The organism is Streptomyces spiramyceticus (genome assembly GCF_028807635.1).
Taxonomy (GTDB): Bacteria; Actinomycetota; Actinomycetes; order Streptomycetales; family Streptomycetaceae; genus Streptomyces; species Streptomyces spiramyceticus.
On record NZ_JARBAX010000002.1, the window covers coordinates 1,108,778 to 1,123,640 of the forward strand.

16 protein-coding genes, 1 tRNA gene and 1 pseudogene are annotated in these 14,863 nt (G+C 69.3%); 9 read left to right on the forward strand and 9 right to left on the reverse strand.

Annotated features, from left to right (window positions below; all coding sequences use genetic code 11):
* Nucleotides 1–39 precede the first annotated feature (39 nt).
* The 5 genes from PXH83_RS28535 to PXH83_RS28555 form a co-directional block, all read right to left on the reverse strand.
* Nucleotides 40–654 carry a GTP-binding protein gene (locus tag PXH83_RS28535; protein ID WP_274564181.1) on the reverse strand — a complete coding sequence of 205 codons (615 nt, stop codon included), beginning with the start codon at nucleotides 652–654 and terminating at the stop codon, nucleotides 40–42.
* The gene (locus PXH83_RS28540) at nucleotides 635–1,000 is read right to left on the reverse strand and encodes a DUF742 domain-containing protein (RefSeq protein ID WP_214928368.1); all 366 of its coding nucleotides are present in this window, start codon (nucleotides 998–1,000) and stop codon (nucleotides 635–637) included. Before PXH83_RS28540 ends, PXH83_RS28535 begins: the two co-directional genes overlap by 20 nt.
* Nucleotides 997–1,404, reverse strand: coding sequence for a roadblock/LC7 domain-containing protein (locus tag PXH83_RS28545; protein WP_274564186.1), 408 nt, complete (start codon nucleotides 1,402–1,404; stop codon nucleotides 997–999). The genes PXH83_RS28540 and PXH83_RS28545 overlap by 4 nt, the downstream gene beginning before the upstream one ends.
* The gene (locus PXH83_RS28550) at nucleotides 1,401–2,993 is read right to left on the reverse strand and encodes a sensor histidine kinase (RefSeq protein ID WP_274564187.1); all 1,593 of its coding nucleotides are present in this window, start codon (nucleotides 2,991–2,993) and stop codon (nucleotides 1,401–1,403) included. Before PXH83_RS28550 ends, PXH83_RS28545 begins: the two co-directional genes overlap by 4 nt.
* Nucleotides 2,994–3,329: 336 nt before the next feature.
* Nucleotides 3,330–3,752 carry a DUF350 domain-containing protein gene (locus PXH83_RS28555; RefSeq protein ID WP_214928365.1) on the reverse strand — a complete coding sequence of 141 codons (423 nt, stop codon included), beginning with the start codon at nucleotides 3,750–3,752 and terminating at the stop codon, nucleotides 3,330–3,332.
* Nucleotides 3,753–3,895: 143 nt separating this feature from the next.
* Here PXH83_RS28555 and PXH83_RS28560 point away from each other — a divergent pair, with 143 nt between their 5' ends.
* Nucleotides 3,896–4,204: a hypothetical protein gene (locus PXH83_RS28560; RefSeq protein ID WP_274564189.1), complete on the forward strand. Its 309-nt coding sequence runs from the start codon at nucleotides 3,896–3,898 to the stop codon at nucleotides 4,202–4,204.
* A gap of 113 nt (nucleotides 4,205–4,317) precedes the next feature.
* Here PXH83_RS28560 and PXH83_RS28565 read toward each other — a convergent pair whose 3' ends face one another.
* Together PXH83_RS28565 and PXH83_RS32620 are read right to left on the reverse strand one after the other, a co-directional pair.
* Entirely contained in the window at nucleotides 4,318–5,490 is a 1,173-nt protein-coding gene (locus PXH83_RS28565; protein ID WP_420803288.1) for an RNA polymerase sigma factor, read from the reverse strand.
* Nucleotides 5,491–5,549: 59 nt separating this feature from the next.
* A pseudogene (locus PXH83_RS32620) lies at nucleotides 5,550–5,862 on the reverse strand (RNA polymerase sigma factor region1.1 domain-containing protein); the annotation flags it as partial.
* A 174-nt stretch (nucleotides 5,863–6,036) separates the two neighbouring features.
* Here PXH83_RS32620 and PXH83_RS28570 point away from each other — a divergent pair.
* Nucleotides 6,037–6,822 (forward strand): cobalt-precorrin-6A reductase, encoded by a 786-nt coding sequence (locus tag PXH83_RS28570; protein WP_274564191.1) that lies wholly within the window; start codon nucleotides 6,037–6,039, stop codon nucleotides 6,820–6,822.
* On the opposite strand, the gene cobF is transcribed toward PXH83_RS28570, so the two are convergent.
* Complete coding sequence (gene cobF, locus PXH83_RS28575) at nucleotides 6,791–7,555, reverse strand: precorrin-6A synthase (deacetylating) (protein ID WP_274564192.1); 765 nt, start codon at nucleotides 7,553–7,555, stop codon at nucleotides 6,791–6,793. The genes PXH83_RS28570 and cobF overlap by 32 nt on opposite strands.
* 88 nt (nucleotides 7,556–7,643) lie before the next feature.
* Nucleotides 7,644–8,150, reverse strand: coding sequence for a DUF309 domain-containing protein (locus PXH83_RS28580; RefSeq protein ID WP_274564193.1), 507 nt, complete (start codon nucleotides 8,148–8,150; stop codon nucleotides 7,644–7,646).
* 106 nt (nucleotides 8,151–8,256) lie between these two features.
* On the opposite strand from PXH83_RS28580, the gene PXH83_RS28585 reads away from it, so the two are divergent.
* The 7 genes from PXH83_RS28585 (at nucleotide 8,257) to PXH83_RS28615 (ending at nucleotide 14,817) form a co-directional block, all read left to right on the forward strand.
* Nucleotides 8,257–8,330 (forward strand) — tRNA-Pro (locus PXH83_RS28585).
* A gap of 78 nt (nucleotides 8,331–8,408) precedes the next feature.
* Nucleotides 8,409–9,662 carry a sensor histidine kinase gene (locus tag PXH83_RS28590; protein ID WP_274564194.1) on the forward strand — a complete coding sequence of 418 codons (1,254 nt, stop codon included), beginning with the start codon at nucleotides 8,409–8,411 and terminating at the stop codon, nucleotides 9,660–9,662.
* The gene (locus PXH83_RS28595) at nucleotides 9,659–10,399 is read left to right on the forward strand and encodes a response regulator (protein ID WP_274564196.1); all 741 of its coding nucleotides are present in this window, start codon (nucleotides 9,659–9,661) and stop codon (nucleotides 10,397–10,399) included. Before PXH83_RS28590 ends, PXH83_RS28595 begins: the two co-directional genes overlap by 4 nt.
* A 153-nt stretch (nucleotides 10,400–10,552) precedes the next feature.
* Nucleotides 10,553–11,506, forward strand: a complete 954-nt coding sequence (locus tag PXH83_RS28600; RefSeq protein ID WP_274564197.1) for an ATP-binding cassette domain-containing protein — start codon at nucleotides 10,553–10,555, stop codon at nucleotides 11,504–11,506.
* Nucleotides 11,503–13,035: an ABC transporter permease subunit gene (locus tag PXH83_RS28605; protein WP_274564199.1), complete on the forward strand. Its 1,533-nt coding sequence runs from the start codon at nucleotides 11,503–11,505 to the stop codon at nucleotides 13,033–13,035. The genes PXH83_RS28600 and PXH83_RS28605 overlap by 4 nt, the downstream gene beginning before the upstream one ends.
* Nucleotides 13,032–13,808 carry an ABC transporter permease gene (locus PXH83_RS28610; RefSeq protein WP_274564200.1) on the forward strand — a complete coding sequence of 259 codons (777 nt, stop codon included), beginning with the start codon at nucleotides 13,032–13,034 and terminating at the stop codon, nucleotides 13,806–13,808. Before PXH83_RS28605 ends, PXH83_RS28610 begins: the two co-directional genes overlap by 4 nt.
* 43 nt (nucleotides 13,809–13,851) lie before the next feature.
* Nucleotides 13,852–14,817 carry a helix-turn-helix transcriptional regulator gene (locus PXH83_RS28615; RefSeq protein WP_274564201.1) on the forward strand — a complete coding sequence of 322 codons (966 nt, stop codon included), beginning with the start codon at nucleotides 13,852–13,854 and terminating at the stop codon, nucleotides 14,815–14,817.
* Nucleotides 14,818–14,863 lie beyond the last annotated feature (46 nt).

Below are 14,863 nucleotides of genomic sequence, written 5' to 3' on the forward strand. Positions count from 1 at the left end.
GATGGGGCTGATGGGGGCTGATGGGTACGGGAAAGCAGGTCAGTCGCGCGGCAGGGCCAAGGAGTGCAGGTACCGCATCAGCGTCATGAGGACGTCGCGGCTGGAGCCGCGCCCACGTGCGTCGCAGTCCACTATCGGTACCTGCTCCGGCAGATCCAGGGCGGTCCGCAGCGTCTCGACGGGATGCCGGGGCGCGTCGGGGAAGGTGTTGACGGCGACGACGAACGGCATGCCGCGCTCCTCCAGCCGCCCGATCACGTCGAAGCTGACTTCAAGACGCCGGGTGTCGATCAGCACGACCGCGCCCAGGGCGCCCTCGAAGAGGCCGTTCCACAAGAACCAGAAGCGCTCCTGGCCAGGCGTACCGAAGAGGTAGAGGACCAGCTCGTTGCTGAGGCTGATCCGGCCGAAGTCCATGGCCACGGTGGTGGCGGTCTTGCCCTCCACACCGGAGTTGTCGTCGACACCGACCCCGGCCTGGGTCATGGTCTCCTCGGTGGTCAGCGGACGGATCTCGCTCACCGAGCCCACCATGGTGGTCTTGCCGACGCCGAACCCGCCCACGATCACGATCTTCACCGCGGACGTGGCCGTCGAGGGCAGGATGTCCTGGCTCCGGGGCCCTGCGATCGTGTCAGAGTTTCTGAAGTCCATGCATCACCGCTTCGAGAAGGGACCGGTCGGGCAAAGTGGCGCGGACAATGGGCGCGCGCGACTCGATCAGGTCGGTGGCGAGGAGATCGGTCAGCAGAACGGTCACCACGCTGAACGGCAGGCTGAGGTACGCGGAAATCTCGGCGACGGACAAAGGCGCCCGGCAGAGCCGCAGAATCGCGGCCTGCTCGGGCTTGACCGTCGGTGTGGGTGCGGTGCGGGCGACGACCATGGTGACCAGATCGATGGCGGCCCGTGCCGCGCCGTCCGGGCCGCCGGTGATCACGTACAGGCGTCCTGGGTCACCCGTCCCTGGTCGTCGCCGTTCTCGTCGGGGCGAAGTCATACGGTGCGCCCGTCATGGCGCGGCGGACTCGTCAGATGGGCTCCGATCCGGATCACCAGGTCCCGCATCCGGGCCCCCAGCAGGCCGGCGTCGACCGTCTCGTTGGCGAGAACCGCGAGATACGCCCCGGCTCCTGCGGCCATCAAGTAGAAGAAGCCGCCGCTGACTTCGAGGACGACCAGCTGCATCTGTCCGTCGCTGTCCGGGATTTCGGCGGCAACGGCCGCGGCCAGGCTCTGCAGCCCCGCACAGGCGGCCGCGAGCCGGTCGGCGACGTCCGGGTCGCCGCCGTGACGGGCGATGCGCAGGCCGTCCGCGGACAGGACCACGATCTGCTGGATCTGCGGTACCCCGTCGGCCAGCTCCTTGAGCAGCCAGTCAAAATTCGCCCGCTGCTGGATCACTTCAGATCTCCCTTGTCCAACACATCGTCAGGTTCGTCGTCGGGTCCGGTCGGGGACTCCGGTGTCCCCTTGATTGCTTTGGTGAAAGCTTCGATCCAGAGGCCCGGTTCTTTCTCCTTGCCCGTGCCGTTGCCGTTCTGCGGCCGGGCGGGCTGCTCGTCGGCGTGGGGCTGCACCGCATAGGTGCCGATCGGCGCGCGGTAACCGCTGCGGCGCTGTGGAAGCCCGTTGGCCGTCCATTCGGTCACCACGGGGACGTCGTCCTCCCGCCTGGCCACTGGTGGCCTGTGTACCGCCGGCGCCGCCGGTGCGGGCGCCGGCCGTCGCGGCTCGCCCTCCGGCCGGGGCTTGCGCCCGGGAACACGCAGCGTCGCGGGGTCCGGCAGACCGCCAGGGTTCTGCCGGGGGACCGCGGAGGCGCCGATGCCGTGGGCGAGACCGGGGGCAGGGCCGGTGGTGATCATCTCGCGCGGCACGATCAGCACGGCGCGTACGCCGCCGTACGCCGACTGCCGCAGCGAGATCTGCATGTTGTACATCTGGCAGAGTCGGCCGACGACGGCCAGGCCGAGCCTGGGCGTCTCACCGAGGTCGTTGAGGTCGATGCCCGCCTGTGCCTGGGCCAGCATGTTCTCGGCCCGCCTGCGGGCCTCCTCGCTGAGGCTGACGCCGCCGTCCTCGATCTCGATCGCGATGCCGGTCTGCACCTCCACCGCGGTCACGTGCACCCGGGTCTGCGGAGGTGAGTAGCGGGTGGCGTTGTCGAGGAGTTCGGCGCAGGCGTGGATCAGCGGCTCGACGGACGTACCGAGGATGGCGATCTTGGCGATGGAGTGCAGATCGACCCGCTGGTACTCCAGGATCCGGGACATCGCGCCGCGCAGCACGCTGAACAGCGGTACGGGCTTGGGCCATTGGCGTCCCGGGCGCGCGCCGCCGAGTACGGCGATGGAGTCGGCGAGCCGGCCGATCAGCGAGGTGCCGTGGTCGATGCGCAGCAGGTCGTCGAAGACCTCGGGGTTTCGCCCGTGGTCCTCCTCCATCATCCGCAGCTCACTGGACTGCTGGTGGACGATCGCCTGCACGCGGCGCGCGATGTTGACGAAGGCGCGCTGCGCGGACTCGCGCATCGCTTCCTCGTCGTCGATGATCTCAAGGAGGGTGCGGAGCAGATTGCGCTGCGGGTCGCGGAGATCGCGGTACGTCGCGTCCCCGTCCACCACCACCCGGATCACCTCGGCGGGCGACTCGCCCTGCCGGAGGCGGTGGATGGCGGCAGGCAGCAACTGCTTGCTGACGCGCAGGGTCTCCTGGTCGTGCCCGGCGACGCGCGCTTCGAGATGGGCCAGGCGCTGCCCGTACTCGACGCGCAGGGCTCTCATCGCCCGCCCGCGGCGGGCCACTTCGGCTGCGAACAGCGTGACGACGACGGTCGCAAGTGCGCCGAACACGGCGACCGGTATGCGGGCGGACTCCGCCACGACCGCCAGGGCGGCGGCAGTTGCCGCGGCCATGAGGAGGATGGGCGGCACGAGCGCGCGAACGAAGGAGGATTCTCGGTCAGTTGGAGGCGATTCAACACGAACCATGTAAACCTCTGCCGGTCGATGCGGGGATGTATTCGAACCATCAAGACACTTGGGAACAAGTGCGTGATTTCATAGCAACTCGGCGCGCTTCGACCGAGCTTAGCCAGATCGGATCAGCGCGGCGGCATATTCAGCAACCCTCTGCGTGCGTCCTGGCGCGGGGTTTAGACTCGCCAATTTTGCACACTGGGCTCACGACTGTGCGCGAGGAGTAACCGAACGGGTGACGTATGGGCCCCGTGTACGCCGAAGGCCGCCCCCATGGCTTAAGGGGCGGCCTTGTGCGGTGCTCTCCGGCCCGCTAGGTCCGCAGACCGGCGGGAGTTGGGTGGTGGGTCAGGCGATGGATGCCGAGACGATCGCGGCCACCGCGACGTTGCAGGACGCGGTCACCCACACCGCCGGGTGCGGCTCGCTCTGGACCAGCGTCTCGCCCAGCTTCCCCGGCGTGACGAGGTCGACCACCAGGAACGCCACGGCCATCATCACGAGGCCGAGAACGCCGAAGGCGGCCGTCGATGCGAGGCCCTTGCCGAAGTCGTTGTACGTCGTCCAGATCGACGTGAAGACGATCCCGCCGATGCCGAGCAGTGCCGAGCTGAGCAGCAGGGCGGCGTTGCGGTTGCGCTCCTGCCAGATCTGGCGGCCGAGCTTGCCCGGGGTCAGGGCGTCCACCAGGAATATGCCGAGGGTCAGCAGCACCACGCCCAGCGCACCGTAGGCGGCGGAGCGGCCAAGTCCGTTGACGATGTCTTCCATTGAGGTTCAGTCTCCGCGCGTGAAGTTGATCGTGGTCAAAGTCAAAAGAGAGGCAAAACCTATCGCACGACTGTGCGGCGCGACCGGACGGGTTGTTGGGGTGGCTGAACGGCCGCTCGTACGAGCGATTACGATCCGGGATCATGACCTCAGCTGACCAGGAACAGACCGTGGACGACTTCATGCCCGCACAGCCCGGACTGACACCACGTCAGGCCAGGCGGATGCGGATCGCCGCGGCGTCGGTCCTGATGGTGGCGGTGGCGGTGGTGCTGGTGGTGCGGCTGGCGAGCCGGTCGTCGGTTCTGGTGGTCGGGGTCTACGGACTGGCCCTGATCCTCTGCGGAGTGGTCATCGAGCTCAGCCGGCGCGGACGGACGCGGCTCGGGTCCTGGCTGCTGGTGGCGGGCCTGGCGGCAGCGGTGGGCACGGACGCGTTCCTGATCCCGTAACGGAACAGCAGAGAGCAATCGGGCGGAAACGCGACTCGGCGCCTCGGACAGGCTGACATGCCCGAGGCGCCGGAGTGGGTATCCAGGACCCCTTGGCCGGGTCCGGGACTTTCTTAGTCGAGGTAGTCGCGCAGGACCTGCGAGCGCGACGGGTGACGCAGCTTCGACATCGTCTTCGACTCGATCTGGCGGATGCGCTCACGCGTCACGCCGTAGACCTTGCCGATCTCGTCCAGCGTCTTCGGCTGGCCGTCGGCCAGACCGAAGCGCATCGAGACGACGCCCGCCTCGCGCTCGGACAGAGTGTCCAGCACCGAGTGCAGCTGCTCCTGCAGGAAGGTGAAGGAGACCGCGTCGGCCGGGACGACCGCCTCGGAGTCCTCGATGAGGTCACCGAACTCGCTGTCACCCTCCTCGCCCAGGGGGGTGTGCAGCGAGATGGGCTCTCGGCCGTACTTCTGGACCTCGATGACCTTCTCGGGGGTCATGTCGAGTTCCTTGGCCAGCTCCTCCGGGGTGGGCTCGCGGCCCAGGTCCTGGAGCATCTGACGCTGCACGCGGGCGAGCTTGTTGATGACCTCGACCATGTGCACCGGGATGCGGATGGTACGGGCCTGGTCGGCCATCGCGCGGGTGATCGCCTGCCTGATCCACCAGGTGGCGTACGTCGAGAACTTGAAGCCCTTGGTGTAGTCGAACTTCTCGACCGCGCGGATCAGACCGACATTGCCCTCCTGGATGAGGTCCAGGAACAGCATGCCGCGGCCCGTGTAGCGCTTGGCCAGCGACACCACGAGCCGGAGGTTGGCCTCCAGGAGGTGGTTCTTGGCGCGGCGGCCGTCCTCGACGAGGATCTCCAGCTCACGGCGGAAGACGGCGTCCTGCTCGGCCTCGTCCTCCAGCTTGTGCTCGGAGAAGAGACCCGCCTCGATGCGCTTGGCGAGCTCGACCTCCTGCTCGGCGTTGAGCAGCGGCACCTTGCCGATCAGCTTCAGGTAGTCCTTCACCGGGTCGGCCGTGGCACCGGCGACCATGACCTGCTGCGCGGGTGCGTCGTCCTCGTCCTCGTCGGACAGGACGTAGCCGTCACCCTGCTGCGGCTGCTTCGCCGGCTTCTCGTCGGCGTCGTCCGATCCGGATTCGTCGGCCCATGCGTCGGGCTGCGGCTCCTCGGTGGCCGCAGCGCCCTTCTTGGCGGCGGTCTTCTTCGCGGCCGTCTTCTTCGCCGCGCGCTTCGCCGGAGCCGGGGCCGGGGCCTCGGCGTCGGCGTCGGCGGCGGAGCCCATTACCGATATTGACGCGGGAGCCGCCTGCGACGCCGCCGAAGCGGTCTTCTTGACGGTCTTCTTTACAGCGGTCTTCTTGACCGGACGCTTCTCCTCGTCCCGGGCGACGGTTTTGCGCGCACGCTTGACCGGGGCCTTGGCAGGAGCCTTGGGCGCCGTCACCATCAGCGTGACGCCCTCTTCGTCGAGGACCTGGTTGAGGCTGCGCAGAACCCGCTTCAGCTGGTCCGCGGGGATGCTGTCTGCCTCGAAGGCGTGGCGTACGTCGTCGCCGTTGATGTGACCCTGCTCCTTACCGCGCTCAATGAGCGCGACCAGGGAAGGGGATTCCGCAATCTCCTGTGGGAACGGGCGGGACGGACTGACCGACACGAGGAGCCTCTCGTAGCAAAAATGATGACGAGGCGAGGTCGCATGACGTATGGGCAGCGCGACGACACCTGTGGGTTCATCGCACGCTCGCGCCATTTCGTTACGCCTTGAATGGAGTGACCTGAGCCACTTTTCCGAAACGGCCCTGTCGGGAGCCTCGGGTAGCGTGGCCGCATGATCACCGGTAGCGGGCATGTACTGATACTCGGCGGTACGACGGAGGCCAGGAAGCTTGCACAAACACTGGCCCCGCGCCCCGGCCTGCGGGTCACAACCTCGCTCGCCGGCCGGGTGTCACAACCAAGGATGCCTGAAGGTGAAGTGCGAACCGGAGGATTCGGCGGCGCGGAGGCGATGGCCGCCTGGATGCGCACTCACGGAGTGACCGCCGTGGTCGACGCCACCCACCCGTTCGCCGCCGTCATCAGCGCAAACGCAGCGGAAGCGGCGGCCGCCTCCGGCACCCCGCTGATCGCGCTCCGCCGCCCCGGCTGGGAGCCGGGACCCGGCGACCGCTGGCACATGGCCGACGACCTGGCCGACGCGGCGACGCGGCTTCCCGCGCTCGGCCGACGGGTATTCCTGACCACCGGGAGGCTCGGCCTGGCCGCCTTCGCCGCTCTGGACGAGCTGCACTTCCTCGTACGGTCCGTGGAGCCGCCCGAGCCGCCGCTGCCCCGAAACTGCGACATCCTGCTGGACCGAGGCCCGTACACGCTCGACGGCGAGACAGACCTGCTCCGTACCCACGCCGTCGACGTCCTCGTCACCAAGGACAGCGGCGGTCCCGCCACCGCCGCGAAGCTCACCGCCGCCCGCGACCTCGACCTGCCGGTCGTCGTCGTACGCCGCCCGCCCCCGCCGCCGGGGGTGCACGGCGTCCCTGACGTGGCCGGGGCGCTGGCCGAACTGGCCGGGCTGGGGTGTCTCAGTCGCGGCGCAGCAGATACGTGTCCATGATCCAGCCCTTGCGGGCACGGGCCTCGGCCCGCAGCTCCAGAATCCGGTCCGAGACTTCGGAGAGCCTGCCGGAGACGAGGATCTCGTCCGCGGTCCCGATGTACGCACCCCAGTAGATGTACGGGTCCACGTCTGCGTACGTCTGAAACACCTGGTGCGCGTCGAGCATCACCACCACGTCGTCGGCGCCCTCCGGCCAGCCCTCGGCCAGCCGCCGTCCCGTCGTGATCTGCACGGGCTTCGCGACCCGGTTCAGTCCGGTGCGGTGCCGCGCGACCAGCGCGGAGACACTGCTGACGCCGGGCACCACCTCGTGGGCGAAGGTCACGGCACCCCGCTCCAGGATCTCCTCCAGGATGCCGAGCGTGCTGTCGTACAGCGCCGGATCGCCCCACACCAGGAACGCGCCGGTCTGGTCCTCGCCCAGCTCGTCGGTGATCATCTGCTCGAAGATGTCGGCCCGGCGGCTGCGCCAGTCGCCGACCGCGGGGGAGTAGGCGGCGCCCCCGGCCTTGCGGTCACGGTCCGGATCGCGCCCCTCCACCAGGCGGTACGTCCGGCCGTCCGCGATGTGCCGGTCGAGGATCTCGTGCCGCAGCCGGATCAGGTCCGACTTCTCCTCGCCCTTGTCGAGGAGGAAGAAGACGTCCACCGTGTTGAGGGCTTTGACGGCCTGGATCGTCAGATGGTCCGGGTCGCCCGCGCCGATGCCTATGACAAGAATCTTTCTCACCGCGCAGAGTCTGCCGCATGGCGTGTGCTGCGTGGCGTCTGCCGTGTGCTGTTTGCCGCGTGGAGTTCGCCGCGTGGCCGCCCGGCGGTCAGGGGCGCAGTCGGGGAGCGACCGCGGCGGCGTCGATGGGCTCCGTTTCCCGTTCGACCCGGCCCGCGAGCTCCTCGGCCCAGGCGCCGAGCTCCGCGACGCCGATGCCGTACGGACGCGCCTCGCCGTACTCAGCTCCGTACTCCGCGATCCCCACGGCCCCGCGCCTGAGCAGCCTCGCACCGCCGTCCCGGTTGCCCCGGGCCGCATGGGTGATGCCCACGGCGAGCTGGGCGAGGCCGCGCCACAGGGCACGCTCCGCCTCGGGTCCGGACTTCCAGGCGTCCTCGAAGACCTCGTGCGCGTGGAACGGCATACCGGCGTCGAGCAGCCGCTGCGCCTCGCGGACGGTCTCCTCGCCGGTACGCACCACACCCTCCGGCTGCCGTTCCACGCCCGGCGCTCCGTACGGCAGCGGCCTGCCGAGCCCGTCGCGCGGGCGGGCACTGCGCGCCCGCCCCTCGGGGTCACGGTCCCTGCTGCTCTGCCGCTCCGTCTCGTTCACCTGCCCATTGTCGCCGCAGCCGGTACGAACCGTCAGGACCGGGCCACGAGTGAGGTATTGTTCTGTTGCGCGCTGAGCCGGGGGAAACCCCAGGTCAGGCGGGCATCGGGACGTGGCGCAGCTTGGTAGCGCACTTGACTGGGGGTCAAGGGGTCGCAGGTTCAAATCCTGTCGTCCCGACTCGAAAGAGTCGCAGGTCAGAGGCCGTATCGGAGTGATCCGACACGGCCTTTTGACGTTTCCGGGATACTGACGCCCGTGAACCATGTGACTGCCTGGCGTGACGAATGGGTCATAAGGGGACGGCGGATCGCGGGGAGTCCGCGCGTGACCGTCGTGGCCGGAACGTTGCTCGGGCTGCTGGCGGTGGTGGAGTCGGCCGCCGAATTCGTCCGGAGCCATGGATCGATCCCGCGGATGGCAGCGGACGCGTCCGTGACGGGAGGCGGGGACGACGGCGTCGTAGGGGTGCAATTCGCGTTGGTTATCGGGCTTTTGTGCCTGTGTACGGCCCTGCCGTTGGCTTTTTTGCGCCCCGTGACCGCCGGGATCGCCGTCTCGGCGGCGAGCGTATGGTCACTCACGGTCTTCCAGACGGTGACGCTGGCGGGTTTTGGCGCGCAGCTGATCGCCCAGTACCGGCTCGGTCGCAACGGCCGCCAACTGCTGGCCGTGGCTCTCGGTTTGCCCTACCTGTTGCTGGCGCTGGAGGGCCCGGTGGATCCCGATTTCCGGGTACGGGCGGTGCTGCTGGCTGCGCTGGCTCCGGTGGCGGCCCTGGCCGGGCTCGCGCGACGGGCGCGCAAACAGGCCCTGGAGAACACCGCCACGCGGGAGGCCATCGTCGGCACGCTGCTGGAGAACACCGCGCGCGGCGAACGCGCGCGCATCGCCCGTGAGCTGCACGATGTCGTCGCCCACCACATCTCCATGGTCGCCGTGCAGGCCGAGACGGCCCGGCTGGCCACCACCGGCATGCCCGCCGAGGGCGCCAAACGGCTGCTGGGCATCGGCGACACGGCCCGAGCCGCACTGACCGAGATGCGCCGCCTGCTCGGGGTGCTGCGTGACGACACCACCCAGTCCGCCACCGGCACCGCCGACCGGCGGCCGCAGCCCGGTCTGCGTCAGCTCAACGAGCTCCTCGACGAGGCCCGGGACGCCTCCAGGACGCCCGCCCGCCTCATCGTCCGCGGATACCCGAGAGAACTCGACCCCGGTGTCGAACTCGCCGCGTACCGCATCGTCCAGGAATCCCTCACCAACGCCCGTCGCCACGCGGGCGGCGCCGCCGTCGACGTGGAGCTGAACTACACCGACAGCGCCCTGCGGTTGCGTATCCGGGACAATGGGCCCGGCATGTCCCCCGCAGTGCCGGCCGGCGGGCAGGGGCTGCTCGGCATGCGCGAACGCGCCGCCGCGGTCGGCGGTGAAGTCCGTACCGGTTCGGCGGTCAGCGGTGGGTTTGTGGTCGAGGCCCTCTTTCCCGCCACGACAGAAGAGTCTCTATGAGCATCCCGTCCCGGACGGTCCGGATTGTCGTCGCCGATGACCATCTGGTCGTCCGCACCGGCTTCGCCGCACTGCTTGGTACTCAGCCGGAATTCACGGTCGTCGCGACGGCCTCGGACGGAGCCGAGGCATTACGGATCTGCCGCGAGCTGTCTCCGGACGTTGTCCTCATGGACATCCGCATGCCCGGCATGGACGGCATCGAAGCCACGAGGCAACTCGTCTCCTCCGGAACCTCCGAGACTTCCGGCAGCGCTCGGTCCGACGGGCCGCGCGTCCTCATCCTGACGACCTTCGATCTGGACGAGTACGTTTACGACGCGCTACGCGCCGGTGCCAGCGGCTTCCTCCTCAAGGACGTCACCGCGGAACGGCTCTTCGACGCCGTACGGGTCGTCGCCGCGGGCGACGCGCTGCTCGCTCCCGGTGTCACCCGCCGTCTCATCAGCGAGTTCGCCCTGATGCCCGCCAGGGCCGCCGACGCCACGCCCGCATCCGCGCTCAATACACTCAATACGCTCAAGAAACTGACACCGCGGGAGACGCAGGTGCTGCGGCTCGTCGCCGAAGGCCTGTCGAACCCGGAGATCGCCGCCCGGCTGGTCGTCGCGGAAGAGACGGTGAAGACACATGTCAGCCGCGTTCTGACAAAGCTGGCGCTGCGCGATCGTACGCAAGCCGTCATCACCGCGTACGAAACAGGACTTGTCGTGCCCCGCTTCCGCCAGTCCGGATAGCAATCCGCACAGTCGGAGGCGTCATCCTCGGGGAGGAGACTGCCCGTCCCTCACGTGAGGGACGGGCAGTCTTCGCTGTCCCTCACGTCAGGGGCGGTGAACGTCCCTCGCCGCCGTGACGACAGCTCAAGTCGTCTTTCCTAGCCTTCTGGCATGGAGAAGACGATCGAAGACGGGGAAGCGACGATTGAGGTCACCAACCTTCGTAAACGCTTCGGGCAGACCCAGGCGCTGGATGGCATGACGTTCACCGTCGCCCCTCGGCAGATCACTGGTTTCGTCGGCCCGAACGGCGCGGGGAAGTCCACCACCATGCGGGTGATCATGGGCTTGGACAAGCCTGATCAGGGCAGCGCGTCGGTCGGCGGACGGCCGTACCGGAGTCTGCGCAGCCCGCTGAACCACATCGGGGCGTTACTGGACGCGGGGGCGGTGCAGCCGAGCCGTACCGCCCGCAACCACCTGCTGTGGCTGGCCCATTCGCAGGGCCTTAGCGCGAGGCGGGTCGACGAGGTGGTGAGCCAGGCCGGTCTGCAGGACGTTGCCAAGCGGAAGGCGGGCGGCTTCTCCCTGGGCATGCGGCAGCGGCTGGGGATCGCGGCGGCGCTGCTCGGGGACCCGCCAGTGCTCATGTTGGACGAGCCGTTCAACGGCCTCGATCCCGAGGGCATCGTGTGGATGCGCGGGTTCCTGTCGTCGCTCGCCCAGCAGGGCCGCGCCGTGCTGGTGTCCAGTCACCTGATGAGCGAACTCCAGGACACCGCGGACCATCTGGTGGTCGTCGGGCGCGGCAAGGTCATCGCGGACATGAGCGTGCGGGACATGCTCGCGTCCGCATCCCAGGGGCGGGTCGCCCTGCGTACCTCGGCGCGCACCCAGGCGATGACGCTGCTGGCGCGGGAGGGGGCCACGGTGAGTGCCACCGGGCCCGACACGCTCACCGTCTCCGGGCTGCCGGCCGAAAAGATCGTGTCACTCCTCGGGCGGGCCGCGGTGCCGTTCTCGGAGGTGTCGTCGCATCGCGCGTCACTGGAGGAGGCCTACATGGAGCTCACCCGGGACGCGGTGCAGTATCGCGGCACAGTGCCCGAGGGGGCCGCACGATGAGTTCCTTGATGAAGGCCGGGCGGGGCGGCTTCAGGCAGCTGCTGCACTCGGAATGGACCAAGTTCACAACGGTACGGGGCTGGGTGCGCGCCATGATCGGCGCGGTGCTGGTGATCCTGCTGGTCGGGCTGGTCGGCACAGCGGCCAGCAACCAGTCCGAGCATGACGCCAATCCCTCCCTGCCGGTCGGTCCGGGCGGTGGGGCGGTCAACGACAACTTCTACTTCGTACACCAGCCCCTGCGGGGAGACGGCAGCATCAGCGTCTCCGTCACCTCGCTGACCGGCGTGATCGCAACCGAGCCGAAGTCCACCAAGCCCGGCGTCTCGCCGTGGGCGAAGGCGGGGATCATCGTCAAGGACAACCTCGAACAGGGCTCGGCCTATGCGGCGATGATGGTCACCGGCGCCCACGGGGTGCGGATGCAGCACAACTACACCGAGGACACGGCCGGAGGGACCGGCAACGTCTCCAAGCAATTCCCTCGATGGCTGCGGCTTAACCGTTCCGGAGACACGATCACCGGTTACGAATCCGCCGACGGCACCAAGTGGACCGAGCTCGGTACCGCCCGTCTCCCCGGGCTGTCGTCGACCGCAGAGGTCGGACTGTTCGTCACCTCCCCGTCGGCCATGGAAGAGACGAGCACCGGCGCGGGCTTCGGTCCTGCCGTGGCCACCGGCTCCTTCGGCGAGGTCGCGCTGGGTGGTCAGTGGAACGAGGGCTCGTGGAAGGACGAGCAAGTAGGAGGCGACGCAGGCACCTCGGGCAGCTACACGCAGACGACCAAGGGCGAGTACACCAAGTCCGGTACCAGTTACACACTGACCGGGGCCGGCGACATCGCGCCGGTCGTGGGCGGACCGGCCATGGGACCCGGCAACACCATCGAGAACTTCCTGGTGGGCGCGTTCGCAGGGCTGATCGTGGTGATCGTCGTGGGCACGGGGTTCATCACCGTCGAATACCGGAGGGGTCTGATCGCCGTCACCCTGGCCGCGAGCCCGCGCCGGGGCCGGGTGCTGGTGGCAAAGGCCATCGTGGTCGGGTCCCTGTCCTTCGTCGTCGGGCTGGCCGCCGCCGCTGTCATGATCCCGCTCGGCGAGAACAGGGCGCACGCCAACGGTTTCTACGTGCTCACGGTGCCGACGCAGACCGAACTGCGCGTCATGGTCGGCACGGGCCTGCTGCTCGCCGTGGCCGGCGTGCTCGCCCTCGCTGTCGGCGCCATCCTGCGACGCAGCGCGGCGGCGATCACGGTTGTCGTCGCCGGGATGGTCCTGCCCTACATCCTCGCGACCGCGTCGGTCCTGCCCACGGGCGCGTCGGACTGGCTGCTGCGGGTGACCCCGGCCGCCGGGTTCGCCATCCAGCAGAGCGTCCAGCATTACGAACACGTGCTCACCACCTACACACCGGCCTCCGGGTACTTTCCCCTGACCCCGTGGGCAGGCTTCGCCGTTCTGTGCGCCTACACCGGGCTCGCCTTCGCCGCGGCCGTAGTCCTGCTTCGCCGGAGGGACGCATGAAGCGGGCCCTGCATGCGGAGTGGACCAAGCTGCGCACGGAGGGTGGCACCGGTTGGCTCATGCTCGGCGTCATCGCGACGACCGTCGCGGTCAGCGCCGGAGTGGCGTCGACCTCCAGGTGCCCGGCCCTGGACTGCGGCGGGGACGCGACCAGGCTGAGCCTCACCGGGGTCATGGCCGGCCAGGTGGTCGTCGCCATCGTGGCCGTGTTGATGATCGGCAACGAGTACAACACCGGCATGATCCGCACCACCCTCACAGCGATGCCGCGCCGGATCACGGTCCTGGCCGCGAAAGCGGCCGTCCTCACCGCCGTGATGCTGGTGGCAGGGACCGTCTCCGTCCTCGCGTCCCTGCTGTCCGGGCGGATCCTCCTGCCCGACAACGGCTTCAACCCGGAACACGGCTACGCGGCTCTGTCCCTGACCGACGGCCCGACACTGCGCGCCGCACTGGGTTCGGTCCTCTACCTCGCCCTGATCGCCCTGCTCAGCCTCGGCGTCGCGACAGCCGTCCGTAACTCCGCGACCGCCATCGGCATCGTCCTCGCCCTGCTCTTCGTCTTCCCGATCCTCACCCGCGTGGTGACGAACGAGGACTGGCAGCGGCACCTGGAACAGATCGCCCCGATGCCGGCCGGACTCGCCGTCCAGTCGACCGTCGGTCTCAGCGACCTGCCCATCGGCCCATGGCAGGGCCTGGGCGTGCTGACCCTGTGGGCGGCCTTGGTGCTCGTGGGCGGTGGGTTGCTGTTCCGGTCGCGCGACGCTTAGCTGAGGCCACCAAGTGGCCAATCTCCGGCGGAGAATGACAGGCATGAGAGCTGATCGTCTGGTGGCCACTCTGCTGTTCCTGCAGGCACGCGGGCGGGTCACCGCGGCCGAGGTGGCCGCGGAGCTCGAAGTGTCCGAGCGTACGGCGCGACGTGACCTGGAGGCGCTGGCGAGCGCCGGCATTCCTGTCTACTCGCAGCCCGGGCGGGGCGGCGGCTGGGCGCTCGTCGGTGGGGCCCGTACCGATCTCACGGGGCTGACCGCCGGCGAGATCCGGGCGCTGTTTCTCGTCGCGGGTCCTTCGTCTGCCGGACCCGAGCTGCGGACGGCCCTGCGCAAGCTGGTGCGGGCGCTGCCCGCGACGTTCCGGGCCGACGCGGAGGCCGCGGCGGGAGCCGGCGTCACCGACTCCACCGACTGGTCGGGCACAGCAGTCACCGCCGGCGCACACCAGCTCGACGCGCTGCGGGGCGCCGTGGTGGAGGGCGTACAAGTCCGGCTCGGGTACGCGGGACCGGGCCGCCCGGCCACCGAGCGTACGGTCCATCCGCTCGGCATCGCGTCCAAGGCGGGCGCCGACTACCTCGTCGCGAACACCGACCGCGGGCTGCGGACCTTCCGGCTCAGCCGCGTCACTTCCGTCGAGGCGACCGGCGATCCCGTCGCACGGCCGGACGGCTTCGATCTCGTCACAGCCTGGCGTTCGCTCGCCGCGCGGATGGAGGACCGGATGCTCTCTGCGACCGTACGGGCCCGGGCGCAGCGGAGTGCCGAGCCGGTCCTGCAGGGGCTGTTCGGCGGGAGGCTGCGGGTCGGAGCGGCGCTTGTCGACGGGTGGGTGGAGGTCGAGGTCGACGGGCCGTCGCCGGAGATCCTGGCGGTACAGATGGCCGGTCTCGGAGCGCGCGTGGAGATACTCGAACCGCCGGAGGCGCGGGAGCGGCTCGCGTGCCTGGCGGCCGAACTCGCCTGCCTCTACGGGACGCCCAGCGCCCGCCCCGGCCGCTGACCTCGGGACCGGGAGGGGCTACGTGGGGTGGGGTGTTCTTGGCTGT